The sequence below is a fragment of the Sphaerisporangium sp. TRM90804 genome, assembly GCF_029846175.1.
GTDB lineage: Bacteria > Actinomycetota > Actinomycetes > Streptosporangiales > Streptosporangiaceae > Sphaerisporangium.
This window is the reverse complement of record NZ_JARWAC010000009.1, coordinates 188,441-208,439: the sequence shown is the minus strand read 5'-3', so window position 1 is coordinate 208,439 and position 19,999 is coordinate 188,441. Positions and strand designations below refer to the sequence as shown.

Annotated in this window: 21 protein-coding genes; 7 read left to right on the top strand and 14 right to left on the bottom strand. The window is 73.0% G+C overall.

The window, feature by feature from the left end; translation table 11 throughout:
* Nucleotides 1–31 precede the first annotated feature (31 nt).
* Entirely contained in the window at nucleotides 32–1,117 is a 1,086-nt protein-coding gene (locus PYR91_RS11680) for an ABC transporter permease (protein ID WP_279779617.1), read from the bottom strand.
* Entirely contained in the window at nucleotides 1,114–2,559 is a 1,446-nt protein-coding gene (locus PYR91_RS11675) for a sugar ABC transporter ATP-binding protein (protein WP_279779921.1), read from the bottom strand. The genes PYR91_RS11680 and PYR91_RS11675 overlap by 4 nt, the downstream gene beginning before the upstream one ends.
* A 417-nt stretch (nucleotides 2,560–2,976) precedes the next feature.
* Between PYR91_RS11675 and PYR91_RS11670 the strand changes: the two genes are divergently transcribed.
* Nucleotides 2,977–3,300 carry a metalloregulator ArsR/SmtB family transcription factor gene (locus PYR91_RS11670; protein ID WP_279779615.1) on the top strand — a complete coding sequence of 108 codons (324 nt, stop codon included), beginning with the start codon at nucleotides 2,977–2,979 and terminating at the stop codon, nucleotides 3,298–3,300.
* A gap of 14 nt (nucleotides 3,301–3,314) precedes the next feature.
* On the opposite strand, the gene PYR91_RS11665 is transcribed toward PYR91_RS11670, so the two are convergent.
* The 5 genes from PYR91_RS11665 to PYR91_RS11645 all read right to left on the bottom strand — a co-directional run bounded on the left by PYR91_RS11665 (nucleotide 3,315) and on the right by PYR91_RS11645 (nucleotide 7,075).
* Complete coding sequence (locus PYR91_RS11665; RefSeq protein ID WP_279779614.1) at nucleotides 3,315–4,019, bottom strand: hypothetical protein; 705 nt, start codon at nucleotides 4,017–4,019, stop codon at nucleotides 3,315–3,317.
* Nucleotides 4,020–4,211: 192 nt separating this feature from the next.
* Nucleotides 4,212–4,688: a DUF2690 domain-containing protein gene (locus PYR91_RS11660; protein ID WP_279779612.1), complete on the bottom strand. Its 477-nt coding sequence runs from the start codon at nucleotides 4,686–4,688 to the stop codon at nucleotides 4,212–4,214.
* A gap of 220 nt (nucleotides 4,689–4,908) precedes the next feature.
* A complete protein-coding gene (locus tag PYR91_RS11655; protein ID WP_279779611.1) occupies nucleotides 4,909–5,742 on the bottom strand; it encodes a helix-turn-helix transcriptional regulator in 834 nt (277 codons plus the stop codon).
* Nucleotides 5,743–5,765: 23 nt separating this feature from the next.
* Nucleotides 5,766–6,695: an SDR family oxidoreductase gene (locus PYR91_RS11650; protein WP_279779609.1), complete on the bottom strand. Its 930-nt coding sequence runs from the start codon at nucleotides 6,693–6,695 to the stop codon at nucleotides 5,766–5,768.
* A 149-nt stretch (nucleotides 6,696–6,844) separates the two neighbouring features.
* Complete coding sequence (locus PYR91_RS11645; protein WP_279779607.1) at nucleotides 6,845–7,075, bottom strand: hypothetical protein; 231 nt, start codon at nucleotides 7,073–7,075, stop codon at nucleotides 6,845–6,847.
* 137 nt (nucleotides 7,076–7,212) lie between these two features.
* On the opposite strand from PYR91_RS11645, the gene PYR91_RS11640 reads away from it, so the two are divergent.
* A complete protein-coding gene (locus PYR91_RS11640; protein ID WP_279779605.1) occupies nucleotides 7,213–7,830 on the top strand; it encodes a TetR/AcrR family transcriptional regulator in 618 nt (205 codons plus the stop codon).
* 264 nt (nucleotides 7,831–8,094) lie between these two features.
* Here PYR91_RS11640 and PYR91_RS11635 read toward each other — a convergent pair whose 3' ends face one another.
* From PYR91_RS11635 to PYR91_RS11625, 3 genes are all read right to left on the bottom strand, one after another.
* The gene (locus tag PYR91_RS11635) at nucleotides 8,095–9,756 is read right to left on the bottom strand and encodes an ATP-binding cassette domain-containing protein (protein ID WP_279779603.1); all 1,662 of its coding nucleotides are present in this window, start codon (nucleotides 9,754–9,756) and stop codon (nucleotides 8,095–8,097) included.
* Nucleotides 9,757–10,185: 429 nt separating this feature from the next.
* Complete coding sequence (locus tag PYR91_RS11630; protein WP_279779601.1) at nucleotides 10,186–11,022, bottom strand: alpha/beta hydrolase; 837 nt, start codon at nucleotides 11,020–11,022, stop codon at nucleotides 10,186–10,188.
* A gap of 56 nt (nucleotides 11,023–11,078) precedes the next feature.
* The gene (locus tag PYR91_RS11625) at nucleotides 11,079–11,897 is read right to left on the bottom strand and encodes an SGNH/GDSL hydrolase family protein (RefSeq protein WP_279779600.1); all 819 of its coding nucleotides are present in this window, start codon (nucleotides 11,895–11,897) and stop codon (nucleotides 11,079–11,081) included.
* Between the two features lie 528 nt (nucleotides 11,898–12,425).
* On the opposite strand from PYR91_RS11625, the gene PYR91_RS11620 reads away from it, so the two are divergent.
* From PYR91_RS11620 to PYR91_RS11610, 3 genes are all read left to right on the top strand, one after another.
* Nucleotides 12,426–12,908: a MarR family transcriptional regulator gene (locus PYR91_RS11620; protein ID WP_279779599.1), complete on the top strand. Its 483-nt coding sequence runs from the start codon at nucleotides 12,426–12,428 to the stop codon at nucleotides 12,906–12,908.
* 129 nt (nucleotides 12,909–13,037) lie between these two features.
* Nucleotides 13,038–13,952: an LLM class flavin-dependent oxidoreductase gene (locus tag PYR91_RS11615; RefSeq protein ID WP_279779598.1), complete on the top strand. Its 915-nt coding sequence runs from the start codon at nucleotides 13,038–13,040 to the stop codon at nucleotides 13,950–13,952.
* Nucleotides 13,953–14,087: 135 nt separating this feature from the next.
* Nucleotides 14,088–14,939 (top strand): aldo/keto reductase, encoded by an 852-nt coding sequence (locus PYR91_RS11610; protein WP_279779597.1) that lies wholly within the window; start codon nucleotides 14,088–14,090, stop codon nucleotides 14,937–14,939.
* Between the two features lie 23 nt (nucleotides 14,940–14,962).
* Here the strand turns inward: PYR91_RS11610 and PYR91_RS11605 are convergent, their stop codons facing one another.
* Complete coding sequence (locus PYR91_RS11605; protein WP_279779595.1) at nucleotides 14,963–15,607, bottom strand: TetR/AcrR family transcriptional regulator; 645 nt, start codon at nucleotides 15,605–15,607, stop codon at nucleotides 14,963–14,965.
* 97 nt (nucleotides 15,608–15,704) lie between these two features.
* Between PYR91_RS11605 and PYR91_RS11600 the strand changes: the two genes are divergently transcribed.
* On the top strand, nucleotides 15,705–17,066 hold the full coding sequence (locus PYR91_RS11600) for a carotenoid oxygenase family protein (RefSeq protein WP_279779594.1): 1,362 nt from the start codon (nucleotides 15,705–15,707) through the stop codon (nucleotides 17,064–17,066).
* A complete protein-coding gene (locus PYR91_RS11595; RefSeq protein WP_279779592.1) occupies nucleotides 17,063–17,761 on the top strand; it encodes a DUF3159 domain-containing protein in 699 nt (232 codons plus the stop codon). The genes PYR91_RS11600 and PYR91_RS11595 overlap by 4 nt, the downstream gene beginning before the upstream one ends.
* A gap of 166 nt (nucleotides 17,762–17,927) precedes the next feature.
* On the opposite strand, the gene PYR91_RS11590 is transcribed toward PYR91_RS11595, so the two are convergent.
* From PYR91_RS11590 to PYR91_RS11580, 3 genes are read right to left on the bottom strand one after another with little or no spacing between them, the layout of a single operon-like run.
* Nucleotides 17,928–18,188, bottom strand: a complete 261-nt coding sequence (locus PYR91_RS11590; protein ID WP_347943029.1) for a hypothetical protein — start codon at nucleotides 18,186–18,188, stop codon at nucleotides 17,928–17,930.
* Nucleotides 18,189–18,198: 10 nt separating this feature from the next.
* Entirely contained in the window at nucleotides 18,199–19,530 is a 1,332-nt protein-coding gene (locus PYR91_RS11585) for a DUF6596 domain-containing protein (protein ID WP_279779591.1), read from the bottom strand.
* Nucleotides 19,531–19,532: 2 nt separating this feature from the next.
* Nucleotides 19,533–19,883 carry a YciI family protein gene (locus PYR91_RS11580; protein WP_279779590.1) on the bottom strand — a complete coding sequence of 117 codons (351 nt, stop codon included), beginning with the start codon at nucleotides 19,881–19,883 and terminating at the stop codon, nucleotides 19,533–19,535.
* Nucleotides 19,884–19,999: the final 116 nt, after the last annotated feature.

Below are 19,999 nucleotides of genomic sequence, written 5' to 3'. Positions count from 1 at the left end.
GCCAGCACCACCAGGATGGGAATCGTCCGCTTCACGCCGCCCGCCTCTTCCGGCCGCGAAGGGCGTAGACGGCGACGGCGGCCACGATGACCACGCCCCTGACCACGTCCTTGAAGAAGGAGTTCACTTCGAGCTGGTTGAACACGCTGTCCAGGACGGCCAGCAGCAGCACGCCGCCGACGGTTCCGGCCACGCCGCCCCTGCCGCCGGCCAGGGCGGTGCCGCCGAGCACGACCGCGGCGATCGACTCCAGGTCGTAGCCCCCGTCGGTGCCCACCGTCGGCGCGCCCGCGCCCAGGCGGGCCGCCAGCAGCAGCCCGGCGATGCCCGCGCAGACCGAGCACAGCACGTGGGTGAGCACGACCACCCGGCCGGTGCGCACGCCCGACAGCCTGGCGACCTCCGGGTCGCCGCCGACCGCGTAGATGCGGTGGCCGGTGCGGGTGCGGCGCAGCAGGACCCACGCGGCGACGGCGACCGCGGCCCACAGCAGCGCCGCGACCGGCACCGGGCCGATCCGGTCGTAGCCGAGTGACTGGAAGGAGACGGGCACGCTGCCGGCCGGGCCGTCGTAGAAGTGGTCGATGACGCCCCGCAGGATCAGCGCCGTGCCGAGCGTGGCGATGAACGCGTGCACCCGCAGGCGGGTGATCAGCGTCCCGTTCACCAGGCCCACCAGGGCGCTGACGGCGAGCACGGCGCCGACGGCGGGCAGGATCGCGCCGTCCCGTCCGGCCATGACCTCGGCCGCGACGAGCGAGGACAGGCTGATCAGGTAGGCGACCGACAGGTCCAGCGAGCCGGCCAGGATGGCGAGCGTCTGGCCGACGGCGACGATGCCCAGCGCGGCCGAGCGCTGCTGGATGCCGACGATCGTCTCCGTCGTCAGGAAGTCGCCGCCGTCGATCGCGACGAGCAGCCAGCCGCCCAGGAGCGTCGCGGCCAAGGCCACGTAGACGGCCTTGGTGGGGTCGATCTCCTTCAGCACGCCGGCCGCGGGCCGTCCGGCACGGGTGCGCCGCGGGCCGTCCGGCCGGCCGGCACGTCTTCCGGGCGGAGGGCCGCCGTCGGCTCGACGCTCGCCGGTCGGCACCGGCGGGGGGCCGTGCCCGCTCATGCCGGTGCCCCTTGACCAGCGGCGACGCTCATGATGGCCTCCTCCGAGGAGCCGCCGGGCAGCGCTCCGGCGATGCGGCCGTCGCGCATGACGAGCACGCGGTCGCTCATTCCGATCAGCTCTGGAAGCTCCGAGGAGATCATGAGGATGGACATGCCGTCCTTGGCCAGCCGGCGGATCAGGTCGTGGATGGCGGCCTTGGCGCCCACGTCGACGCCTCGCGTCGGCTCGTCGAGCAGCAGGACGGCCGGCGCGACCGTCATCCACTTGGCCAGCACGACCTTCTGCTGGTTGCCGCCGGACAGGTAGCGGACCTCTCGTTCGGGGTCGGCCGGTGAGAGCCGCACCTCCTCCAGCAGTGACTTGACGCCCGCGCCGTGGCCGCGCCGTGCCCTGGACCGCGTCACCAGCAGGGCGTTGTCGCGCACCGACTGCCGCAGGGCCAGCCCTTCGCCCTTGCGGTCCTCGGTGACCAGCCCGATGCCCGCGGCCACGCCCTGCCGCACCGAGCGGGGCCGGTACGGGGTCATGCTGCCCACGGTGAACGGCTCGGCGCCGAACAGGGCCTTGGCCAGCTCGGTGCGGCCCGACCCCTGCAGGCCGGCCAGCCCGGTGATCTCCCCGGCCCGCAGCTCCAGGTCGATGTCGCGCAGCTTGCGGTTGCCCCCGCCGCGCACGCTGAGCTTCACCTCGCCGATGTCGCCGGGGGCGGCGCGGGGCGGGAAGTAGTCGTGCAGCTCGCGGCCGACCATCAGACGCACCAGCTCGGCCGGGCCGACCTCGGCGGTGGGCACGGTGGTGACGCGGGCCCCGTCCTTGAGCACGGTGACACGCTGGGCGAGGTCGAACACCTCGCGCAGCCGGTGTGAGATGTACAGGACGGCCATGCCGCGCCGCCGCAACCGGCCCACCAGCGCGTAGAGCAGTTCCACCTCGTGTTCGGCGAGCGAGGCGGTGGGCTCGTCCATCACGATGATGCGCGCGTCGATGGACAGCGCCTTGGCGATCTCCACCACCTGCCGCTGGGCGACGCTGAGGCGGCGGACCAGGTCGCGCGGCCCGAACGAGCTCTCGCCCAGCTCGCCGAGCAGCCGCCGGGTCTCCTCCTCCATCGCCGCGCGGTCGACCAGGCCGCGCCGCCGCGGCTCGCGGCCGAGGAAGACGTTGTCCGCGACGGTCCGCTCGGGCAGGAGGTTGAACTCCTGGTAGATGATGGCCACCCCGGCCCGCTGCGCGTCCAGCGGGTGCCCGAACGCCACCGGCGCGCCGTCGATCTCGATCGTGCCCCGGTCGGGTACGTGGACGCCGGCGAGGATCTTCATCAGCGTCGACTTGCCCGCCCCGTTCTCGCCGACCACGGCGTGCACCTCACCGGCGGTCGCGTCCAGGTCGATGCCGGACAGCACGGGAACGCCGAGGAAGCTCTTGCCGATCCCCCGCATGCTCAGAAGCGTCACGCCGTCCGCACCTCCGTCCACGCGCCGTCACTGCGGACGATGCCGACGCGAAGGGCGCGTTCCGCCGGATGTCGGGGGGTTTCCTCCATGTTTCCGGATCGTAAAGATGCCAATTAGGGACGTCAACGGAAGATTTGCATTTTCGCGCAAAAGTTACATCGGAAACCATCAATAGCCGTGGCGGGTCAGTCGAAAGTTTAGGCGCTAACACACTGGTCAGAAGATCGGACTCGTGTTACTGGCATAGCGATATCGGATATTCGGTCAGGCCGAAATCCGGAAACCGATTGCGTCTTGCATGCCCTTCCGGCTATATTGCCGAGATGGAAACCAGGGGAGGGAATGCCGACCCGCCGGCCTGGGGGCGGCTGCGGGCCGACTACGAGAACGTGATCGGCTGACGTGAGAACCGTGTTCGAGGTGCTGGCGGAGCCTAAGCGGCGCGAGATCCTCGACCTGCTGCGCGACGGCGAGCGCCTGGCCGGCGAGCTGGTCGACGGGCTCGCGCTGACGCAGCCGACGGTCTCCAAGCACCTCAAGGTGCTCCGCGAGGCGGGCCTGGTCGAGGTGCGCAAGGACGCCCAGCGCCGCTGGTACCGGCTGCGGCCCGACCCCCTGCTCGACCTCGACGCCTGGCTCACCCCGTATCGGCGCATGTGGAGCGACCATCTCGACGCCCTCGAACACCACCTCGACGCCGCGCCCGGCGACGAGACCGGCCCGTGAGCCCGCGGCCTTCGTCAGCCCCGCAGGAGTCGCAGGTCGTCGCCCCAGGCGTCCAGCACCGGGCCGTGACCGGCGGCGCGCGCGAGCGGTTCCAGGTCGAGGAAGAGCCGGCGCGCCGTCCGGGGTTCGGCGTGTGACAGGACCGCCCGCAGGAGCGGCAGCACCCGCTCGTGACCCCACGGCGGGCCGAGCGGGTGGTTGCGCAGCTCCCAGCCGAGATAGGCGTTGTAGGGGCGCACTCGCCCGTGAAGAGCGAATACGCAGGTCAGCAGGGGCGGGATGCTCTCCGCGGCGTCCAGGTGCGCCTCGGCCACGCGCCCGTTCCGCTCGTTCTTCAGCCAGCGGTAGACGCCGTTGACGAAGGCGTCCAGCGAGGTCGCGGCCGTCTGGCGCGCCTCTTCGGCCGACAGGGCCCCCTTGCGCGACACCAGCTCGCCGATCAACCCGTCGGCCCGGTCTTCGAGCACGCGGGCGTGGGTGAAGGCGTACCGGTTCCACTCCGCCCCCGACCCCGGAAGCGCGTGCGCGCGGAACTCCTCCAAAGGCATGGCCGCCACATCCAGCGAAGCGTCGCGGCGATCCTCCTCCACCGTCTCACCGTCGGCCGTGACCAGGTAGACGTCGTAGTCGGACCCCGGCACCGCCATGCCGTCCCGCGCCCGCGACCCGCTGAGCACCACCCCCACCACGGCCGGATCAGCCCGAACCCGAGCGAGCATCCCTTCGAATTCCCCCCGCGCCGCCCCGTTCACCGGAGAAGTCCAGCACCCCGCGGGCTCCCCGGCAACACGTTTCCCGTCGCCCCCCGAGCCGGAGTCACCGGCGGCTGGCCGATCTCCGCGACGCTCACCAGGCGATCTCACTCACCTGTACGGTGCCTGGCTCCTCGTACCGGGGGCGGCCCGGCCGCGCTACCGGTACGAGCCGGTGCGGCCGGTGTAGGTGGTGACGCCGCTGTCCCACTCGCCATAGGCGTAGGAGGTGACGTTGGCGTCGTTCACCATGGCCGTGTAGCAGCTGGTGCCGCCCTGGGGCACGTAGCAGGTGTACCTGCGCCCGTCGCTGTTGCGGACGACGCGGGCCAGCGGGGAGGGGCTGTTGTAGATGTCGTACGAGGCGTTGCTGATACGCGCCCAGGCCGCTCTGCAGGACGGGCTGTAACGGAGCTCCAGCAGGGCCTGCCCTCCCAGCCTGAGGCTCTGGACCGTCCGCGCGTCACCGCCGCAGTAGGTCGACGGGTTCTTGCCGTCGCAGGCGGAGCCCGAGCACGCCGCCGCCACCTGCGCTCCCTGGAACTCCGGGTCCGGGCCGGCGCTGGCCGGCGAGGCCAGTGCCAGCATGCCGAGAGCCGCCGCCGCGGCGGCAGTGCCGAGAGTTCTACCGCGCAAGATCATGTCTCCTCCATGCGTGTGCGGTGGTTGGCCGGCTCCGCTGTCGTGAGCCGTGCCCCCATCATCGGCAGCCGCGGAAGAGAAGCCGTTGACCGCCGCCGTCAGATGCTTGACGATGCGCGCCAGGATGGGGGACGGGAACGACTCGGCACGAGCGCGCTGCCGCCGGCCGGCGGTTCGGCCGGGCCCTGGCCGAGGCCGCGGGGCGCGCGGGCCGTCAGAGGTGCTGGTCGCCGATGACCGCGAGGAGCTGGAGCTTCTCGTGGCTCTCGGTGCCCGGGATCGCCGTGTAGACCAGCAGGGTCTGGGACTGGTCGGGGTCGACGAGGGTCTGGCAGTGCAGGTCGAGCAGGCCCAGGCGCGGGTGGCGGATGCGTTTGGGCCCGCAGTACGGGCCCATGACGGGGTGCTCGCGCCAGATCTCGGCGAACTCCGGGCTGGCCGCGAGCAGCGCGTCGACCATCGCGGCCGCGCGCGAGCCCTTGCCGTCACGCGTGTACGCGTTGTGGAGGTGGGCCGCGATGAGGCGGGTGTGCGTCGGGTGGTCCTCCTCGGGATGGATCAGGCGTGCCGCCGGGTCGGTGAACCAGCGGTAGTGCGCGCTGCGGGCCATCCCTGTGTAGACGCTCTCGTCGCCCAGCAGCGCGACCGCGAGCCGGGTCTGCTTGAGCGTCTCGCCGAGGTGGCTCATCACCTGCGCGGGGGTGTCCTCCAGGCGGTCCAGGACGCGCAGCATCCCGGGGTTGATGTGGTCGCCGCGCAGGACCCGCCGCGGGGTGGCGTGGCCGGCGAGGCGGAACAGGTGGTCGCGCTCGTCGAGGGTCAGGTGCAGGCCGCGGGCGATCGCGGCGAGCATCTGCTCGGACGGGTTGGGCCCGCGCTGCTGCTCGATGCGGCTGTAGTAGTCGGCCGACATGCCGCACAGCGCGGCCACCTCCTCGCGGCGCAGGCCGCCGGTGCGGCGGCGCGGCCCGCGGGGGAGTCCGACGTCCTCGGGCTGCAGGGCCTCCCGCCGGGTGCGCAGGAAGTCGGCGAGCTGAGCGCGGTCCATGAGACGAGTCTCCCTCGACGGCCTCAGGCGCCGAACTCGACCCCGGCCAGCCGCTCGGAGACCTGCCACAGCCGTGCCGCGACGGCCTCGTCCCGCGCCGCCTTGTAGACGGCCAGCTCGGCCGGGCCGCCGGTGAACTGGCCGAGGCCGTCGGGGCCGTACAGGCGCCCGCCCAGGGCCAGCGGGCTGGTGGCGGCGTACAGGGCGGGAAGCAGGCCGCGGTCGACGGTCTGCACGAACAGGCCCAGGCGGGCGAACCGCCTCATGACCGACTCCAGCGGCGAGGGGCGCTCGCGCCCCAGGTTGGGGCCGGACGCGTACAGGTTGGTCAACGTGGTGCCGGGGTGCGCCACGTTGCTGACGACGCCCCAGCCGCCCGCCCGGCTGCGCCGGTCGAGCTCCAGGCCGAACACGAGGTTGGCCAGCTTGGATCGCATGTACGAGCGCGTCGGCGAGTACCGGCGCTCGCTCTGCAGGTCGTCCCAGTCGAACGTGCCGGTGCGGGCGGCGCTGCTCGACATGGTGGTGACCCGCGCCCGGCCGGCGCGCAGCAGCGGCAGGATGTGGCCGACCAGCGCCATGTGGCCGATGTGGTTGGTGCCGAACTGCAGCTCCAGGCCGTCGGCCGTGGTGTGCCGGGTGGCCGGCGACATGACGCCCGCGTTGTTGACCAGGATGTCGACCGGCCGTCCCTCGGCGCCGAGCTTGGCGGCGAAGGACGCAACGGAGTCGAGCGAGGCGAGGTCGAGCTCGCCGAGGCCCACGGTGGCGCCGGGAGCCGCCGAGCGGACGCGGGCGACGGCGGCGCGGCCCTTGACGGGGTCGCGGACCGGAAGCACGAGGTCGGCGCCGGCCTGTGCCAGGCGCACGGCCAGGCCGAGGCCGATGCCGTCGCTCGCCCCGGTCACGACGGCGAGCTTTCCGGTCAGATCGGGTACGGATACGTCTTTCATGGCGACCTCCCTGGTCAGCGGCGCTCTCGCGGCCGTACCAGGCTCACAGGCGCCGGAACGCGGGTCCATGCCGCGCTTGTCCGCGGATCGGTAGTCCGTGGATGAGCGCGGCGGCGCGCGGGGGAGGGCCGACGCCGGGCCGTCGGAGTTCAGCGCCGGTCGGTCCCCCGTCCGAGCGCCCGGGCCTTGCCGTCGGCCCAGCCCGCCAGGAGCACGCCGGCGACGACGGTGACGACGTAGATGGCGAGGTTGGTCGCGAACCCGCCGTTCAGCCAGCCGAGCAGGCCGGCGTTGTCGTGGTCGATGAGGATGCGGACCGCTCCCTGCCCGCCGACGACAAGCAGCACCGCGCCGAGAATGCGCAGGATGTCGTACTTCATGGGTTCGCCCTCCCGGGCCTGGGACGGGCGCCCGGCCATGACCGGACGCCCGTCGAAGGATGCAATGCGTTTGCATTGTATTAGGATGCGAGGGCGGATGCAATGCGGTCGCACCGCGACGGCGGAGGGTGGAGAGCATGCCGAAGGTCGTCGATCACGAGCAGCGCAGGGCGCGCCTGGTCGAAGCCGTCTGGGCGCTGGCGATCCAGAGCGGCCTCGAAGGCGTGACACTGCGCAGGGTCGCGGCCGAGGCGGGGGTGTCGATGGGGCAGGTGCAGCACTACTACCCCTCGATGCGCGAGCTGGTCCGCGATGCGCTCGACCGCGCGGTGCGAGCGCTGAACGCCAAGATCGAGGCGTCGATCGGGGCGGTCGGCGCGGCGAGCCCGGAGGTCGTGCTCCGCGAGTGCCTGCACGCGGTGATCGCCCTCGACGACGAGAGCGTGCGGCTCACCCGGTTCGCCCTGGCGGTGCTGGGGCGCACGATGTCCGACCCGGCGATGACGCCGGTGCTCGCCCCCGGGGACGACGAACTGCTCGCCTTCACCGCCGGCCTCATCACCGCGGCCCGGTCGGAGCGGGGAAGCCCCCTGCGGGGCGGCGAGCGGATGGACGCCGACATCTCCTGGTCGGTGGCCACCAGCCTCGGCGTGGACATCGCCATCGGCCACCGCTCCGCCGAGGCGGCCAGGAGCCTGCTCGACCACCACATCGAGCGCCTCCTCGGCCCACGGCGCGGCGAGGAGACGGGCTGACCCGCCCTACCGGCGGGCCGGCTCCCCGACCTCCCGGCTCCGGGCCGCGGGGAAGCCCTTCACCAGGAGCAGCACCCCCAGGCCGATCGAACAGGCCGCCGGGCACCGACAGGGCCACGCCCACGCCGTATCCGAGGATCTGCGGGATCGTGCCCTCTTTCCTCGGAATCGGGGCGCAATATTTCCCCGGGTGCGTTTTCGGCCCCCGCTCGGATGGTCGTCTTGCGGCCGGAACGGCTTCGGCGCGGAAGACCGCCGGCGCCCTCAGCCGGCTTCCGGCGCTTCGAGCAGGTCGCGGACCTCGTCGGCGGTGGTCTCCCGGAGCTCCTCCCCCAGGAGCAGCCAACGGGTGATGCCCGCGGCCTTCAGGAAGGGCAGGTCGTGGCTGGCGATCACGAGCGCGCCCTCGTAGGAGTGGAGCGCGCTCGTGAGCTGCCGCACGCTGGCGAGGTCGAGGTTGTTGGTCGGCTCGTCCAGCATCAGCAGCTGCGGGGCCGGCGCGGCGAGCATCGTCGCCGCCAGGGCGGCCCGGAAGCGTTCCCCGCCCGAGAGCGTGCCCGCCGGCTGCTGGGCGCGCGCCCCCCTGAACAGGAACCGGGCGAGCTGGGAGCGGATGTGCTGGTCGGTGACCCCGGGGGCCATGCGTGCCACGTTCGCCGTCACGCTCAGCTCGTCGTCCAGCACGTCCAGGCGCTGCGGCAGGAACCGCAGCGGCACGAACGTCCTGGCCTCGCCGGACAGCGGCGCAAGCTCCCCGGTGAGGGTGCGCAGCAGCGTGGTCTTGCCGGCCCCGTTGCGCCCGACCAGCGCGACGCGTTCTGGCCCGTTCACGTGCAGCTCGCCCTCCCGCAGCCTGCCGAACGGCAGGCGCAGCTCGTGCAGCCGCAGGACGGCGCGGCGCGCGGGCACGGCGGTGTGCGGCAGGCTCACCCGGATCTCGGCGTCGTCCCGTATCGCGTCCGCGGCCTCCTCACGCCGCTCCCGCGCCTCGTTGAGACGGTCCTCCTGCAGGCCGCGCAGTCTGCCCGCCGACTCCTGCGAGGACCGCTTGAGCTCGCCCGCGACGATTCGCGGAGCCCGCCGCTGGGTGTCCATCTTCTTGTTGTGCCGCTCGCGGCGGGCCACCTTGGTCTGGGTCTCCTCCAGTTCGCGCTTCTGCCTGCGCACGTCGGCCTCGGCGGCCCGCAGCATCCGCCCGGCCGCCTCCTGCTGGGTGGCCACGGCCTCCTGGTAGGCCGACCAGCCACCCCCGTACCAGCTCACCGACCCGGCTCGCAGCTCGGCGATGCGGTCGACGCGCTCAAGCAGGTCGCGGTCGTGGCTGACCACGACCAGCACGCCCGAGCGCCAGGAGTCGACGGCCTCGTACAGCCGGCGGCGCGCGAACAGGTCGAGGTTGTTGGTCGGCTCGTCGAGCAGCAGGACGTCGGGGCGCTCCAGCAAAAGCGCTGCCAGGCGCAGCAGGACGGTCTCGCCGCCGGACAGCTGCCCCACGGTGCGATCGAGCTCGACGTCGCCGAGGCCGAGCGACCCCAGCGTGGCCAGGGTGCGCTCTTCGATGTCCCAGTCGTCGCCGACGGTCTCGAAGTGCCGCTCGCCGACGTCCCCGGCCTCGATGGCACGCAGCGCCGCGCGCCGCTCGGCGACGCCGAGCGCCTGGTCGACGCGCAGCGCCGTGTCCAGGGTGATGTTCTGCGGAAGGTAGGCCAGGGTGCCGCCGACGGTCACCGACCCCTGGGCGGGGCGCAGCCGTCCGGCCAGCAGCCGCAGCAGGGTCGACTTGCCTGAGCCGTTGGCGCCGACGAGGCCGGTGCGCCCCCGGCCGATGCTGACGGAGAGCCCGTCGAAGACGGTCGTGCCGTCGGCCCAGTGGAAGGACAGGGCGGAGCAGGTCACGGAGGCGGCGGGGGTGATGGATTCGGACATGGTGGTTCTCGCAGTCGCACGCGGAGCGGATGGGGGCTTCGTATGCGAACACCACGCGGCGACCGGGCCGGAAAGGGGTGCGGCGTCCTGAGGGTGGGGACGGCTCGTGCACCGAGGTCGCGTCCACGCGGGTCACGGCGCGGCGAATGCCGGCTGCTACGTGACGGGCTACGGCCGATGCCGTACCGCGCGATGATCGCGAACCTCAGACGAGCAACGTCCACCTCTATCGGAGACGACAGGACACCAGAGACTGTACCCCACGCCCTCCCGCCGCCGGCGACCCCCGCACCGCGGGGCCGGGGGCCTCACCCCGCCGGGAAATCTAGGGCGGAACTTCGGGAAAGAGCGGTCTCGTCTTCCCGGGCGTCGTCAGCGCGCACGTGAGAAAGAGCCATGACCTGGGCGGACAGTGCCGGGATCGGGTGGTCAGCCCAGGAACGTCGCCGTGGCCGACACGAACCGGTCGGCGTCGTCGAGCCACGGGTAGTGGCCCGCGTCGGGCTGGACGACGAGGCGGGCGTTCGGGAACAGGCCCGCGAACTCCGCCATGACGCTCGGAACCGAGTTCACGTCTCTCTCGCCGGCGAGCAGCATCACGGGGGCGTCGAACGCGGCGAGTGCCGCGCGGGTGGCGTCCGGGTCGAAGGCGCCCTCCGCGCCGAAGACGGCCATGGCCTCCTGGTTCCGGTGGTCGTCCTGGGCCGCCAGGTGGGCACGCGCCGCCGCGTCCCATCGGCCGTAGAAGAACGGGTCGATGGCCTTCCAGCCGTCGTCGGTGGGGTTGCCGGCGACGATCTGCTCCAGGGCCGCGAAGGCGGCCGGGAACCAGGGTTCGTCCTTGCGCAGCCGCGCGGTGTCCAGCCGCGCCTCCGCGGTGACGTCGAGGCCGACGGCCCGGGTGCTCGGCGTGATCAGCGCGAGCTTGCGGACGCGGTCGGGGTGCCGGGCCACGTACAGCGCCCCGATGTTCGCGCCCGCGGAGTGCGTCAGCAGGTCGAACCGCTCGAGACCGAGATGCTCGCGCAGCGCCTCGACGTCGTCGGCCAGGCGGTCGCAGCGGTAGGAGGCGGTGTCCCGCGGTGTCGCCGACCCGCCGGTGCCCCGGACGTCCACCATGACCAGCCGCCGGTGCGCCGACAGGCCGCCGAGGTCGCCGAGGTAGACCGAGTCCTGCATGCCGCCCGGCAGGCAGATCACCGGAGCCCCGTCTCCCGACAGGTGGTAGGCGAGGACGGTCCCGTCATACGCGGAGAAGGTAGGCATGGCGTGATCCTGCCAGCGGCTTCCATCCCGGGCGACCGGTTATCGCGGCGACCGGATCAGGAGTCCACCAGCCGGACCTCCTCGCCTCCCCTGGGGAGGGGCCGCACGGCGACCAGGTGCGGGCGCTTGGCGGTGCGGCCGTCGCCGGTGGAGGTGCCACGCAGCCGCCGGCCGATCCAGGGGCGCAGGAAGGCGCCGGCCCAGCGCAGCTCGGCGGTGACGGCGCGCCACCCGGAGGCGGTGAGCGCCGGCGAGGGCAGCGGATGGGTCCAGGAGTCGCCGCTGCCGGGCAGCTGGAGCGCGTGGGCGACGGCCGCCGCGATGCGTTCGTGCCCCATGGGGCTGGCGTGGAGCCGGTCCTCGCTCCACAGCCTCGGGTCGGTGACGACCGCGTAGTGGGACGTCTCGGCGACGACGACCCCGTGGCGGAGCGCCGCCCCGCGGATGCGGTCGTTGAGCGCGACGGCGCGCGACCTGATCGGACGGGCGAGCGGGGTGATGCGGGAGACGTCGGGAAAGGTGAGCGTCGCCACCAGGGCGCCCTGCGCGGTGAGCGCGGCGAACATCGCCTCCAGATGGCCCGCCACCTCGTCGGCGTCGAACCGGGGCCTGAGCAGGTCGTTGACGCCGGCGACGACGGTGGCCAGGTCGGGGCGCAGCGCGAGGGCGGGGCCGAGCTGTTCGGCGCGGATCCGGGCGGCGAGCCGGCCGCGCACGGCCAGGTTGGCGTACTGCAGGCCGGGGCTGGCCTCCGCGAGCTGCTCGGCGAGCCGGTCGGCCCAGCCGCGCAGGCCGGTTTCGTCGTCGCCGTCGCCGAGCCCTTCCGTCTGGCTGTCGCCCAGGGCGACGTAGCGCAGGTACTCACCGTGGGGCATGAGCGGCCCGCCTTTCCCGAGAGACGCCGCTGATCAGCGAACCGCTGCATATTACTCAACCGGCTGCTCGGTCCCTCGAAGGGGCCGGGGACGCCCCGCGCGGCGTCCCCGGCCGTTCCGTCCGCCGATCCCCGCCCCCGTGCGCCCGCCGGTCCGGTCCCGGCCGGGGCGGCGAATTCCCGGAAAAGTGTTTGCGCTAACAACTGGTTATGGGGCGCGCTCCAGGTCTCCGGAGAAGGGGATGCGGCGCGCGTGTCATCCGAAGCCTCCGGGTGCCTCTCAAGGCGTCGACTCGTCAAATCCTCATTTACCTCATGTTGCAGGAGTTGTAGGAGATGTGACGTAAAAGGCGGGCGAAATACAGCGCCGACCATGCCGGAAGGGCCGTTGCCGGTTCCTCTCATGGGGCACCACCGGGCCGTGGGCGGTTCACGGCCTTCCCGGCCGGCCCCGCGCGGCCTTCCGTGCGCGGCGCGGGATAGTTCGCCGCACGAATCGTCAGGGGCGCCCGGGTGTTAGCCTGGCCGCGTGGACAAGCAGGACGACGGCCGCATCGGGGTCGTGGCCGCGCTGGTGCGGTCCACGTTCCTGGTGAACGCCGTGTACGCCGAGTCGGCCAGGGAGCACGGCCTCACCTCCCAGCAGGGGCAGCTGCTGTGCGTGCTGATGGCGCGGCCGTACGGCATGGGGGAGCTGGGCGCGACGCTGGGGCTGGCCAAGTCGAGCCTCACCGGCCTGGTCGACCGCACCGAGCGCCACGGCCTGGTACGCCGCGAATCCGACCCGCGCGACACGCGCGCGGTGCGGGTCGGGCTCACCCCACGAGGCGGCAGGCTGGCGGCGGAGTTCTACGCCGAGACCTGCCGGCGGGTCGAGAGGCTGGCGGCGGGTCTGGGCCCCGCCGACCGCGACGTGCTCGCCGGCCTGCTCGGTCGCGTCGTGCTCGACAACAAGGTTCCGGTGGTCTTCCTGGAACCGGACGAGGGAGCCCCCGCCGCCCGGGAGCACTGAAACCGCGCCGCAGCGTCCCGTCCGCGGGGCATTGCTGTTCGTGTCACGAACTAATATGGTTCGTAGTACGAACTGGCTGTCCGCGGGCCGTGAAGGCCGGTGGGCGGCACCCGGACGAAGGGCGGGACCTTGGCCGTACCTGAGGTCGTCTTCGGCTTCGGCGCGCATTCCGGCGTCGGCGAGGTGGCCGACCTGCTGCGCATGACCGAGCAGGCCGACCGCGACGGGCTCGACGTCTTCTCGCTGTCGGACCACCCGTACATCGGCGGGCGCCTGGACGCGTACGCCTCGCTCGGCTTCCTGCTCGGGCGCACCCGGCACATCTCGGGCCTCGCCAACGTCACCAACCTGCCGACCAGGCCCGCTCCCATGCTGGCGCGCATGGTGACGTCGCTCTCGGCGCTCTCCGGCGGCCGCGTCGTGCTCGGCATGGGCGCGGGCGGGATCTGGGATCGCATCTGCGATATGGGGGTGCCGCGGCTGTCGCCCGGCGATGCCGTGGACGCCTTCGAGGAGGCGATCACCCTGGTCAAGCTGCTGTCGGGCGGCGGTCCGCCGGTCACCTTCCGGGGTCGCCACTACCGGGTCGACCAGATCGAGCCGGCTCCGGTGGAGGCGCCTCCCGTGTGGACCGGATCGGTCGGCCCGAGATCCCTGGCCGCCACCGGCCGGGTGGCCGACGGCTGGATCCCCGGCCACGCGGCCGACTGGCTCAGCGACCGCTACCGCACGTCGCGGCCGGTCGTCGACGAGGCGGCGGCGGCCGTGGGCCGCGATCCACGCGAGATCCGTACCGTCTTCAATCTCCCCGGGCGCATCACCGACCGGCCGCTGCCGGCCACGCGCGACCGCGACGGCCGCTGGACCGGCGGCTCCGCGGCCCAGTGGGCCGAGGAGCTCACCGGGGCCGTGCTGGAGCACGGCGCGGGCGGCTTCATGCTCTTCTCGGCCGACCAGGGCGCGCCGGACCCCGGCTTCCTCGGCCGCTGGGCCGGGGAGATCGTCCCGGCCGTGCGCGAGGCGATCGCGAAGGAAACCGGTTAGCGCCCCGAGCGGGCCCAGCGGTGCGTCGTCGGGGATGCCGAGCCGGCTTGCGTCGATCTCACCTGTCGAGGAGGAGCCGTGGAACCGCGGTCCGGGTTATCGTGATCAGCCTCGAAGGAGAGGCGAAACCGCTACATGACAGTGAGCACGTTCGACATCGGCGGCGAGCGGAGCGTGCGGCGCCTCGGGTTCGGGGCCATGCAACTGCCCACCGACCCCGGGCCGGCCCGTGAGCGCTCGATCGCCGTGGCGCGACGCGCCGTCGAGCTGGGCGTCACCCTGATCGACACCGCGCACCTGTACGGGTGGGGCGCCAACGAGCAGTTGCTCGCCGAGGCGCTGCATCCCTACCCGGACGACCTGCTCATCGCGACGAAGGTCGGGGTGGCGCCACCCGACCCGCCGCGCGACGCGGCGATCTGCGGACGGCCCGGCTTCCTGCGCGAGCAGGTCGAGCAGGGTCTGCGCCGGCTCCGGGTCGACCGGATCGAGCTGCTGCAGCTGCATCGCGTCGATCCGGAGGTGCCGCTCGCCGACCAGTTGGGGACGCTGCGCGAACTGCAGGTCGACGGCAAGATCGGGCACATCGGGCTGTCCGAGGTCACCGTCGACGAGCTGGAGCGGGCACGGCGCTTCATCGACGTCGCCAGCGTGCAGAACCGCTACAACCTGCTCGACCGCGAGCACGAGGCCGTACTGGACGCCTGCGCCGCGGCCGGGATCGCCTTCCTGCCCTGGCGGCCCGTCCACCCCGCGGTGTCGACGGCGACGGGCGAGGTCGCCGCCGTGGCCTCCGAGCTCGGCGCCACCGCGGCGCAGGTCGCGCTCGCGTGGCTGCTCGACCGCTCGCCCGTCGTGCTGCCGATCCCCGGCACCGGCACGATCGGCCACCTGGAGGAGAACGTCGCCGCGGCGAGCCTGCGGCTCACCGGCGACCAGCGGCGGCGGCTCGACCGGCTCCGACCGGTCACCGATCAGACGCCGTAGCCGCCGGGGGCGGGACGCCCGGCTCAGCTCGCGCCCGCCGGATCGACCGGCCGCCACTCACGCATCGCCAGGTCCACCGAACGCTCGGCCGCCTCGGGGTCGTCGCCGTACCCGATGAACAGGCACCGCGACATGTCCGCGAAGTGGAGCGGGACGTGCTCGGCGGGCATCAGCTCGGCGATGGCGAGGCTCACCATGCCGTGCCTCATCGTCCACGACTGGACGGCCCAGCCCAGCGACCTCAACGGCTCGACCCGGTGGAACCGACCGGCGTCGACGCATCGGCGGACCGCGCCGACCAGGCGCCCGAAGGTGTCGTTCCCGATGTCGGGCACGTCGTGCCGATCGAACATCGCCCGGTAGAGGTTCGGGTTGGCCATCCCGTTGGCGAGGTAGGCGGCCCCGCCGGCGACGAGGTTCGCCACCGGGTCCGCCAGGTCGGGCGTGGCGTCGAGGTGGGTGGCCAGCCGGGCGAAGCCCTCCCGCCGCACCGCGTGCCACACCTGGTCCATGCCGCCGAAGAAGGTGTAGACGGCCGTCGTGGACGTGCCCGCCTCGGCGGCGAGGCGCCGGGCGGTCAGGGAGTTCGGCCCCTCCTCGGCGAGGACGCGCGCGGCGGACTCGATGAGTCGGGCGCGGACGGCGGGATCGGCGGTTTTCGGGCTCATGATTCGCCATTATGCCGTAACATCGTTACGTAACTTAGTTACGCTTACGGATCCGGCCGACGTGCTCCCGGCCGGCCGCCACCCAGGAAGGACCGCCATGCCCCCCACGAACGCCTCCGCCCCGGTCACCGAGGAGGTGACCGCGTACGACCTGCGGGTCACCGGCGTCATCCCCGCCGAACTGGACGGGCGCTACCTGCGCAACGGGCCGAACGCGCTGGGACTCGACGACCCCGGCGCCGCGGCCCTCTTCCTCGGCACCGGGATGGTGCACGGGGTCCGCCTGCGGGACGGGCGGGCCGAGTGGTACCGCAACCGCTGGGTTCGCTCCGCCACGGTGTCCCAGGCGCTCGGGGAGCGGCCACGGCCGGGCCCGGTCTTCGAGGGGATGGACTTCGCGGCCAACACCCACGTGATCGGCCACGCCGGCCGGACGCTGGCGCTGGTGGAGTCCGGGCCACGGCCGTACGAACTCACCGACGAGCTGGAGACGACCGGCCCGCACGACTTCGGCGGCACCCTGCCCGCCGGCTACGCGGCGCACACCAAGCTCGACCCGCGCACCGGAGATCTGCACGCCGTCACGTACCGCTGGGGACGGCCCGACGCCGTCGAGCACGTGGTCGTCGGCGCGGACGGCCTGGTGTCCTCGGTGCGGGAGATCCCGGTCACCGGCGGGCCGATGATGCACGACTTCGCGCTCACCGGGAAGTACGTGATCCTGTACGACCTGCCGGTCATCGCCGACATGGACGCCGCCATGAGCGGGGCGGCGGTCCCGTACGCGTGGGACGAGGCGCACGGGGCCCGCCTCGGACTGCTGCCGCGCGACGGCACCGCGGTGCGCTGGCTCGACATCGAGCCCTGCTGGATCTACCACACCCTCAACGCCTACGACGACGGCGACCAAGTCGTGCTCGACGTGGTCCGCTACCCCCAGGCGTTCGACATGGCGAGGTTCGAGGGGCCCGCCACCCCCACGCTCGACCGGTTCACCGTCGACCTCATCGGAGGCGAGGTCGACGGACAGCGGCTGCACGACCGCGCCCAGGAGTTCCCACGGGTGGACGAGCGTGTGGTGAGCGCGCCGCACCGGTACGGGTACACCGCCGTGAGCGCGGCCCCGCCGTCCGGCGCGGAAGATCTGGAGGAGCTGGACGACGACGCCTTCGGCGACGTGCTGCTCAAGCACGATCTCGTGCGCGGCACCGTGGAGACACACGCGTTCGGCCGTGACGCCGCGGTCGGCGAGGCGGTGTTCGTGCCGTCGGCGGCCGGCGCGGCGGAGGACGACGGTTACGTGATGGCCTTCGTGCACGACCCCGTCCGTGGCGCGACCGACCTGGTGATCCTGGCGGCCCAGGACTTCACCGGCGCCCCGGTCGCCGCCGTCCACCTGCCGGTGCGGGTTCCGCTGGGCTTCCACGGAAGCTGGATTCCCAGCACGGACCTGTCGTGACCGGCCCGTCGCCCGCCGGGCGCCCTTCCGAGTGCGCCACCGGGGCGCCCGCCGTGTCCTCCGGGGAGTCCACAGAGCCGGACAGGCACAGGACGCCCACGCCGTGGGAGCAGACGGGCGGCCTGGCCGGGCTCTTCCACTCCTCCTTCCCGGTCATGGTGTTCGTCGTCGGCAACTCGATGTTCGGGCTGCTGGGCGGCATCGGGTGCGCGGTGGGCGCCGCGATCGCGTTCATCGTGCTGCGGGCGGTACGCGAGGAGCCGCTCCAGCCCGCGGTGTCCGGTTTCATCGGGATCGCCATCGCCTCGTTCATCGCCTACCGCTCCGGTTCGGCGAGCGGGTTCTTCCTGTTCGGCATCTGGGGGAGCCTGGCCTGCTTCGTCGTGCTGACACTCTCGATCCTGATCCGCAGGCCGCTCGCCGGGGTGGCCTGGAGCGTGCTGAACCGCGCGCCGATGCACTGGACGAAGGACGGGCCGTCCCGCTTCGGGTACGACGTGGCCACGGCCGTGCTGGCTGCGGTGTTCGCCGCGCGGTACGTGGTGCAGAACTGGCTCTACCAGGAGGACCAGACCGGCTGGCTCGCGGTCGCGAAGATCGCCATGGGCTATCCGCTGACGGCGCTCGCCCTGCTCGCCGTGGTGTGGGCGATCCGCCGTTCCGACCGCCGCCTCACGCGGCCGGGATCTTTTTGACGAACACGATGGCGTCGATCCGGTCGGTGGTGGACGGGTGGAGCGGGAAGTACGTGTGGCCGGCCGGGACGCGGGGAGCCGGCTTCCGGTCGAGCGCTTCGGCGAGGCGGCCGGGGTCGATGACGACTGGCGGGTGAGGCGCCGAAGCCGTGGCTGAAGCCGTGGCTCATCGCGTCGTCGAGGGTGCCGGCGCCGTCGGTGACGTAGGCGTCGGCGACCAGGGCCGCCAGGCATCGCTCTCGATGGCGATCGAGCGGAAGCCCTCGTGTTCGACGAGGTGGCGGAAGAGCTCGTCGCGCAGCTCGGGGAAGGCTTCGACGCCGTGCGTCGGCTCGCCGGGGCCGAGCAGGCGGGTGGCGGGGGACGGGAGCGCGGTGAGGGCGCCACCCGTGAAGGGGCCGGCGGCGTCCCGGATCGGGACCGTCATGCCTCCGACTTCATCGTTGACCCTCCGATGCAGACTTTCGCGGCATTTTCCGGCTTTCGCGAGGATGAACCTTCAAAGCACTCAACTTGGCCCGCAGGTGGGCCCGTTCGGGTTCGGTGCCGGCCAGGCCGAGCGCCTCCCGGTAGGCCACCGCGGCCTCCGGCAGCCGGCCCAGGCGCCGCAGCAGGTCGCCCCGGGCGGCCGGGTAGGGGTGGTGACCGCGCAGCTGCGGCTCGCCGGCCAGTTCGTCGAGCAGCGCGAGCCCGGCCTCGGGGCCGTCGCGCATCGCCGTCGCCACCGCGCGGTTCAGCGCGACGACGGGGGAGGGGGTGAGCGCGAGCAGCACGTCGTAGAGCGCCACGACCTGCGGCCAGTCGGTGGACGCGAGGTCGGCGGCCTCGTCGTGCAGGGCGGCGATGGCCGCCTGCACCCCGTACGGGCCGGCCGGGCCGCCGGTCAGCGCGGCGACCACCAGGCCACGGCCCTCCTCGATCATCGCGCGGTCCCAGCGGCCGCGGTCCTGCGCGTCCAGCAGCACGATCTCGCCGTCCGGGCCGGTCCGGGCGTCGCGTCGCGCGTGGACCAGCAGCATCAACCCGAGCAGCCCGGCGACCTCCCTCTCGGCGGGCAGCAGCCGGCGCAGGATGCGCGCCAGCCGGATGGCCTCCTCCGCGAGGTCGAGCCGCTGCAACCGCGGGCCCGAGCTGGCCGCGTACCCCTCGGTGAAGATCGAATAGATGACCTGGAGCACCCCGGGCAGGCGCTCGGGCAACTCGTCGGCGCCGGGCACGCGGAACGGGATGCGAGCCTCGCGGATCTTCCGCTTCGCCCGCACGATCCGCTGGGCCATCGTCGCGGGTGGCACGAGGAAGGCCCGCGCCACCTCGGGCGTCGCCAGACCGGCCAGGCAGCGCAGGGTCAGCGCCCCGCGGTCCTCGGCCGCGAGAGCCGGGTGGGCGCAGGTGAAGAACATCTGCAGCCGCTCGTCGGGGAGGTCGCCGTCGGCGTCCGCGGGCGGGGCCGGCTCGGCCCGGTCGGCCTCCACCTGCAGGATGGCGAGGCGGGCGGCGTAGGCCTGGTCGCGCCGCAGGCGGTCGACGGCCCGGCGCCGCGCCGTGGTCAGCAGCCAGCCGCCCGGCCTGGCCGGGACGCCCTCGACCGGCCACTGCACCAGAGCCGCCTCGATGGCCTCGGAGGTGACCTCCTCGGCCAGGTCGAGATCGCCGAAACGGCGGACGAGGGAGGCGAGCAGCCGGCCGCGCTCCTCGCGGAACACCGACTCCACGGACTGGGCGGGCGATTCACCGGGCGTGCCCGGCCCGGCGGCTCCCTCGTCGCGCACCGTCAGGCCCCGAAGTCGGCGACCGGACGCACCACGACCGAGCCGCTGCCGCGCGCGCCGGGGTTGCGGGCGGCCCAGTCGAGCGCGACGTCCAGGTTCGGCACGTCGATGACGTAGAAGCCGCCGAGGACCTCGCGGGTCTCGGCGAACGGCCCGTCGGTGACGGTGCGCCGGCCGTCCTGCCCCACCCGCACCGTCGTGGCGGTGACCAGGTCGGCCAGCGACTCGCCGGAGACGTAGATGCCGGCGTCCCGCATCTCCTTGTCGTAGGCCGTCCAGTCCTCGACGGTGCACTCGGAGGCGCCGCCGTTGTCGTCGATCGCGCCGGCGTTGATCAGCAGCATGTATTTCATGGTCGGCTCCGGGTCTGTCGTTCCGATCGCGCGGCGGGGTCGCCGCACAACATGACGTCGTACGGGAAGCGGCCGAATCGACAGGCCCCCGGAGAATTCTGCAAGACGGATCCCGA

Bases quoted from the DNA above. Each gene is read 5' to 3' on its own strand.
- PYR91_RS11680 (WP_279779617.1), bottom strand. From the start codon at position 1,117: ATGAGCGGGCACGGCCCCCCGCCGGTGCCGACCGGCGAGCGTCGAGCC.
- PYR91_RS11675 (WP_279779921.1), bottom strand. From the start codon at position 2,559: ATGCGGGGGATCGGCAAGAGCTTCCTCGGCGTTCCCGTGCTGTCCGGC.
- PYR91_RS11665 (WP_279779614.1), bottom strand. From the start codon at position 4,019: ATGCTCGCTCGGGTTCGGGCTGATCCGGCCGTGGTGGGGGTGGTGCTC.
- PYR91_RS11655 (WP_279779611.1), bottom strand. From the start codon at position 5,742: ATGGACCGCGCTCAGCTCGCCGACTTCCTGCGCACCCGGCGGGAGGCC.
- PYR91_RS11650 (WP_279779609.1), bottom strand. From the start codon at position 6,695: ATGAAAGACGTATCCGTACCCGATCTGACCGGAAAGCTCGCCGTCGTG.
- PYR91_RS11645 (WP_279779607.1), bottom strand. From the start codon at position 7,075: ATGAAGTACGACATCCTGCGCATTCTCGGCGCGGTGCTGCTTGTCGTC.
- PYR91_RS11640 (WP_279779605.1), top strand. From the start codon at position 7,213: ATGCCGAAGGTCGTCGATCACGAGCAGCGCAGGGCGCGCCTGGTCGAA.
- PYR91_RS11635 (WP_279779603.1), bottom strand. From the start codon at position 9,756: ATGTCCGAATCCATCACCCCCGCCGCCTCCGTGACCTGCTCCGCCCTG.
- PYR91_RS11630 (WP_279779601.1), bottom strand. From the start codon at position 11,022: ATGCCTACCTTCTCCGCGTATGACGGGACCGTCCTCGCCTACCACCTG.
- PYR91_RS11625 (WP_279779600.1), bottom strand. From the start codon at position 11,897: ATGCCCCACGGTGAGTACCTGCGCTACGTCGCCCTGGGCGACAGCCAG.
- PYR91_RS11610 (WP_279779597.1), top strand. From the start codon at position 14,088: ATGACAGTGAGCACGTTCGACATCGGCGGCGAGCGGAGCGTGCGGCGC.
- PYR91_RS11605 (WP_279779595.1), bottom strand. From the start codon at position 15,607: ATGAGCCCGAAAACCGCCGATCCCGCCGTCCGCGCCCGACTCATCGAG.
- PYR91_RS11600 (WP_279779594.1), top strand. From the start codon at position 15,705: ATGCCCCCCACGAACGCCTCCGCCCCGGTCACCGAGGAGGTGACCGCG.
- PYR91_RS11590 (WP_347943029.1), bottom strand. From the start codon at position 18,188: ATGACGGTCCCGATCCGGGACGCCGCCGGCCCCTTCACGGGTGGCGCC.
- PYR91_RS11580 (WP_279779590.1), bottom strand. From the start codon at position 19,883: ATGAAATACATGCTGCTGATCAACGCCGGCGCGATCGACGACAACGGC.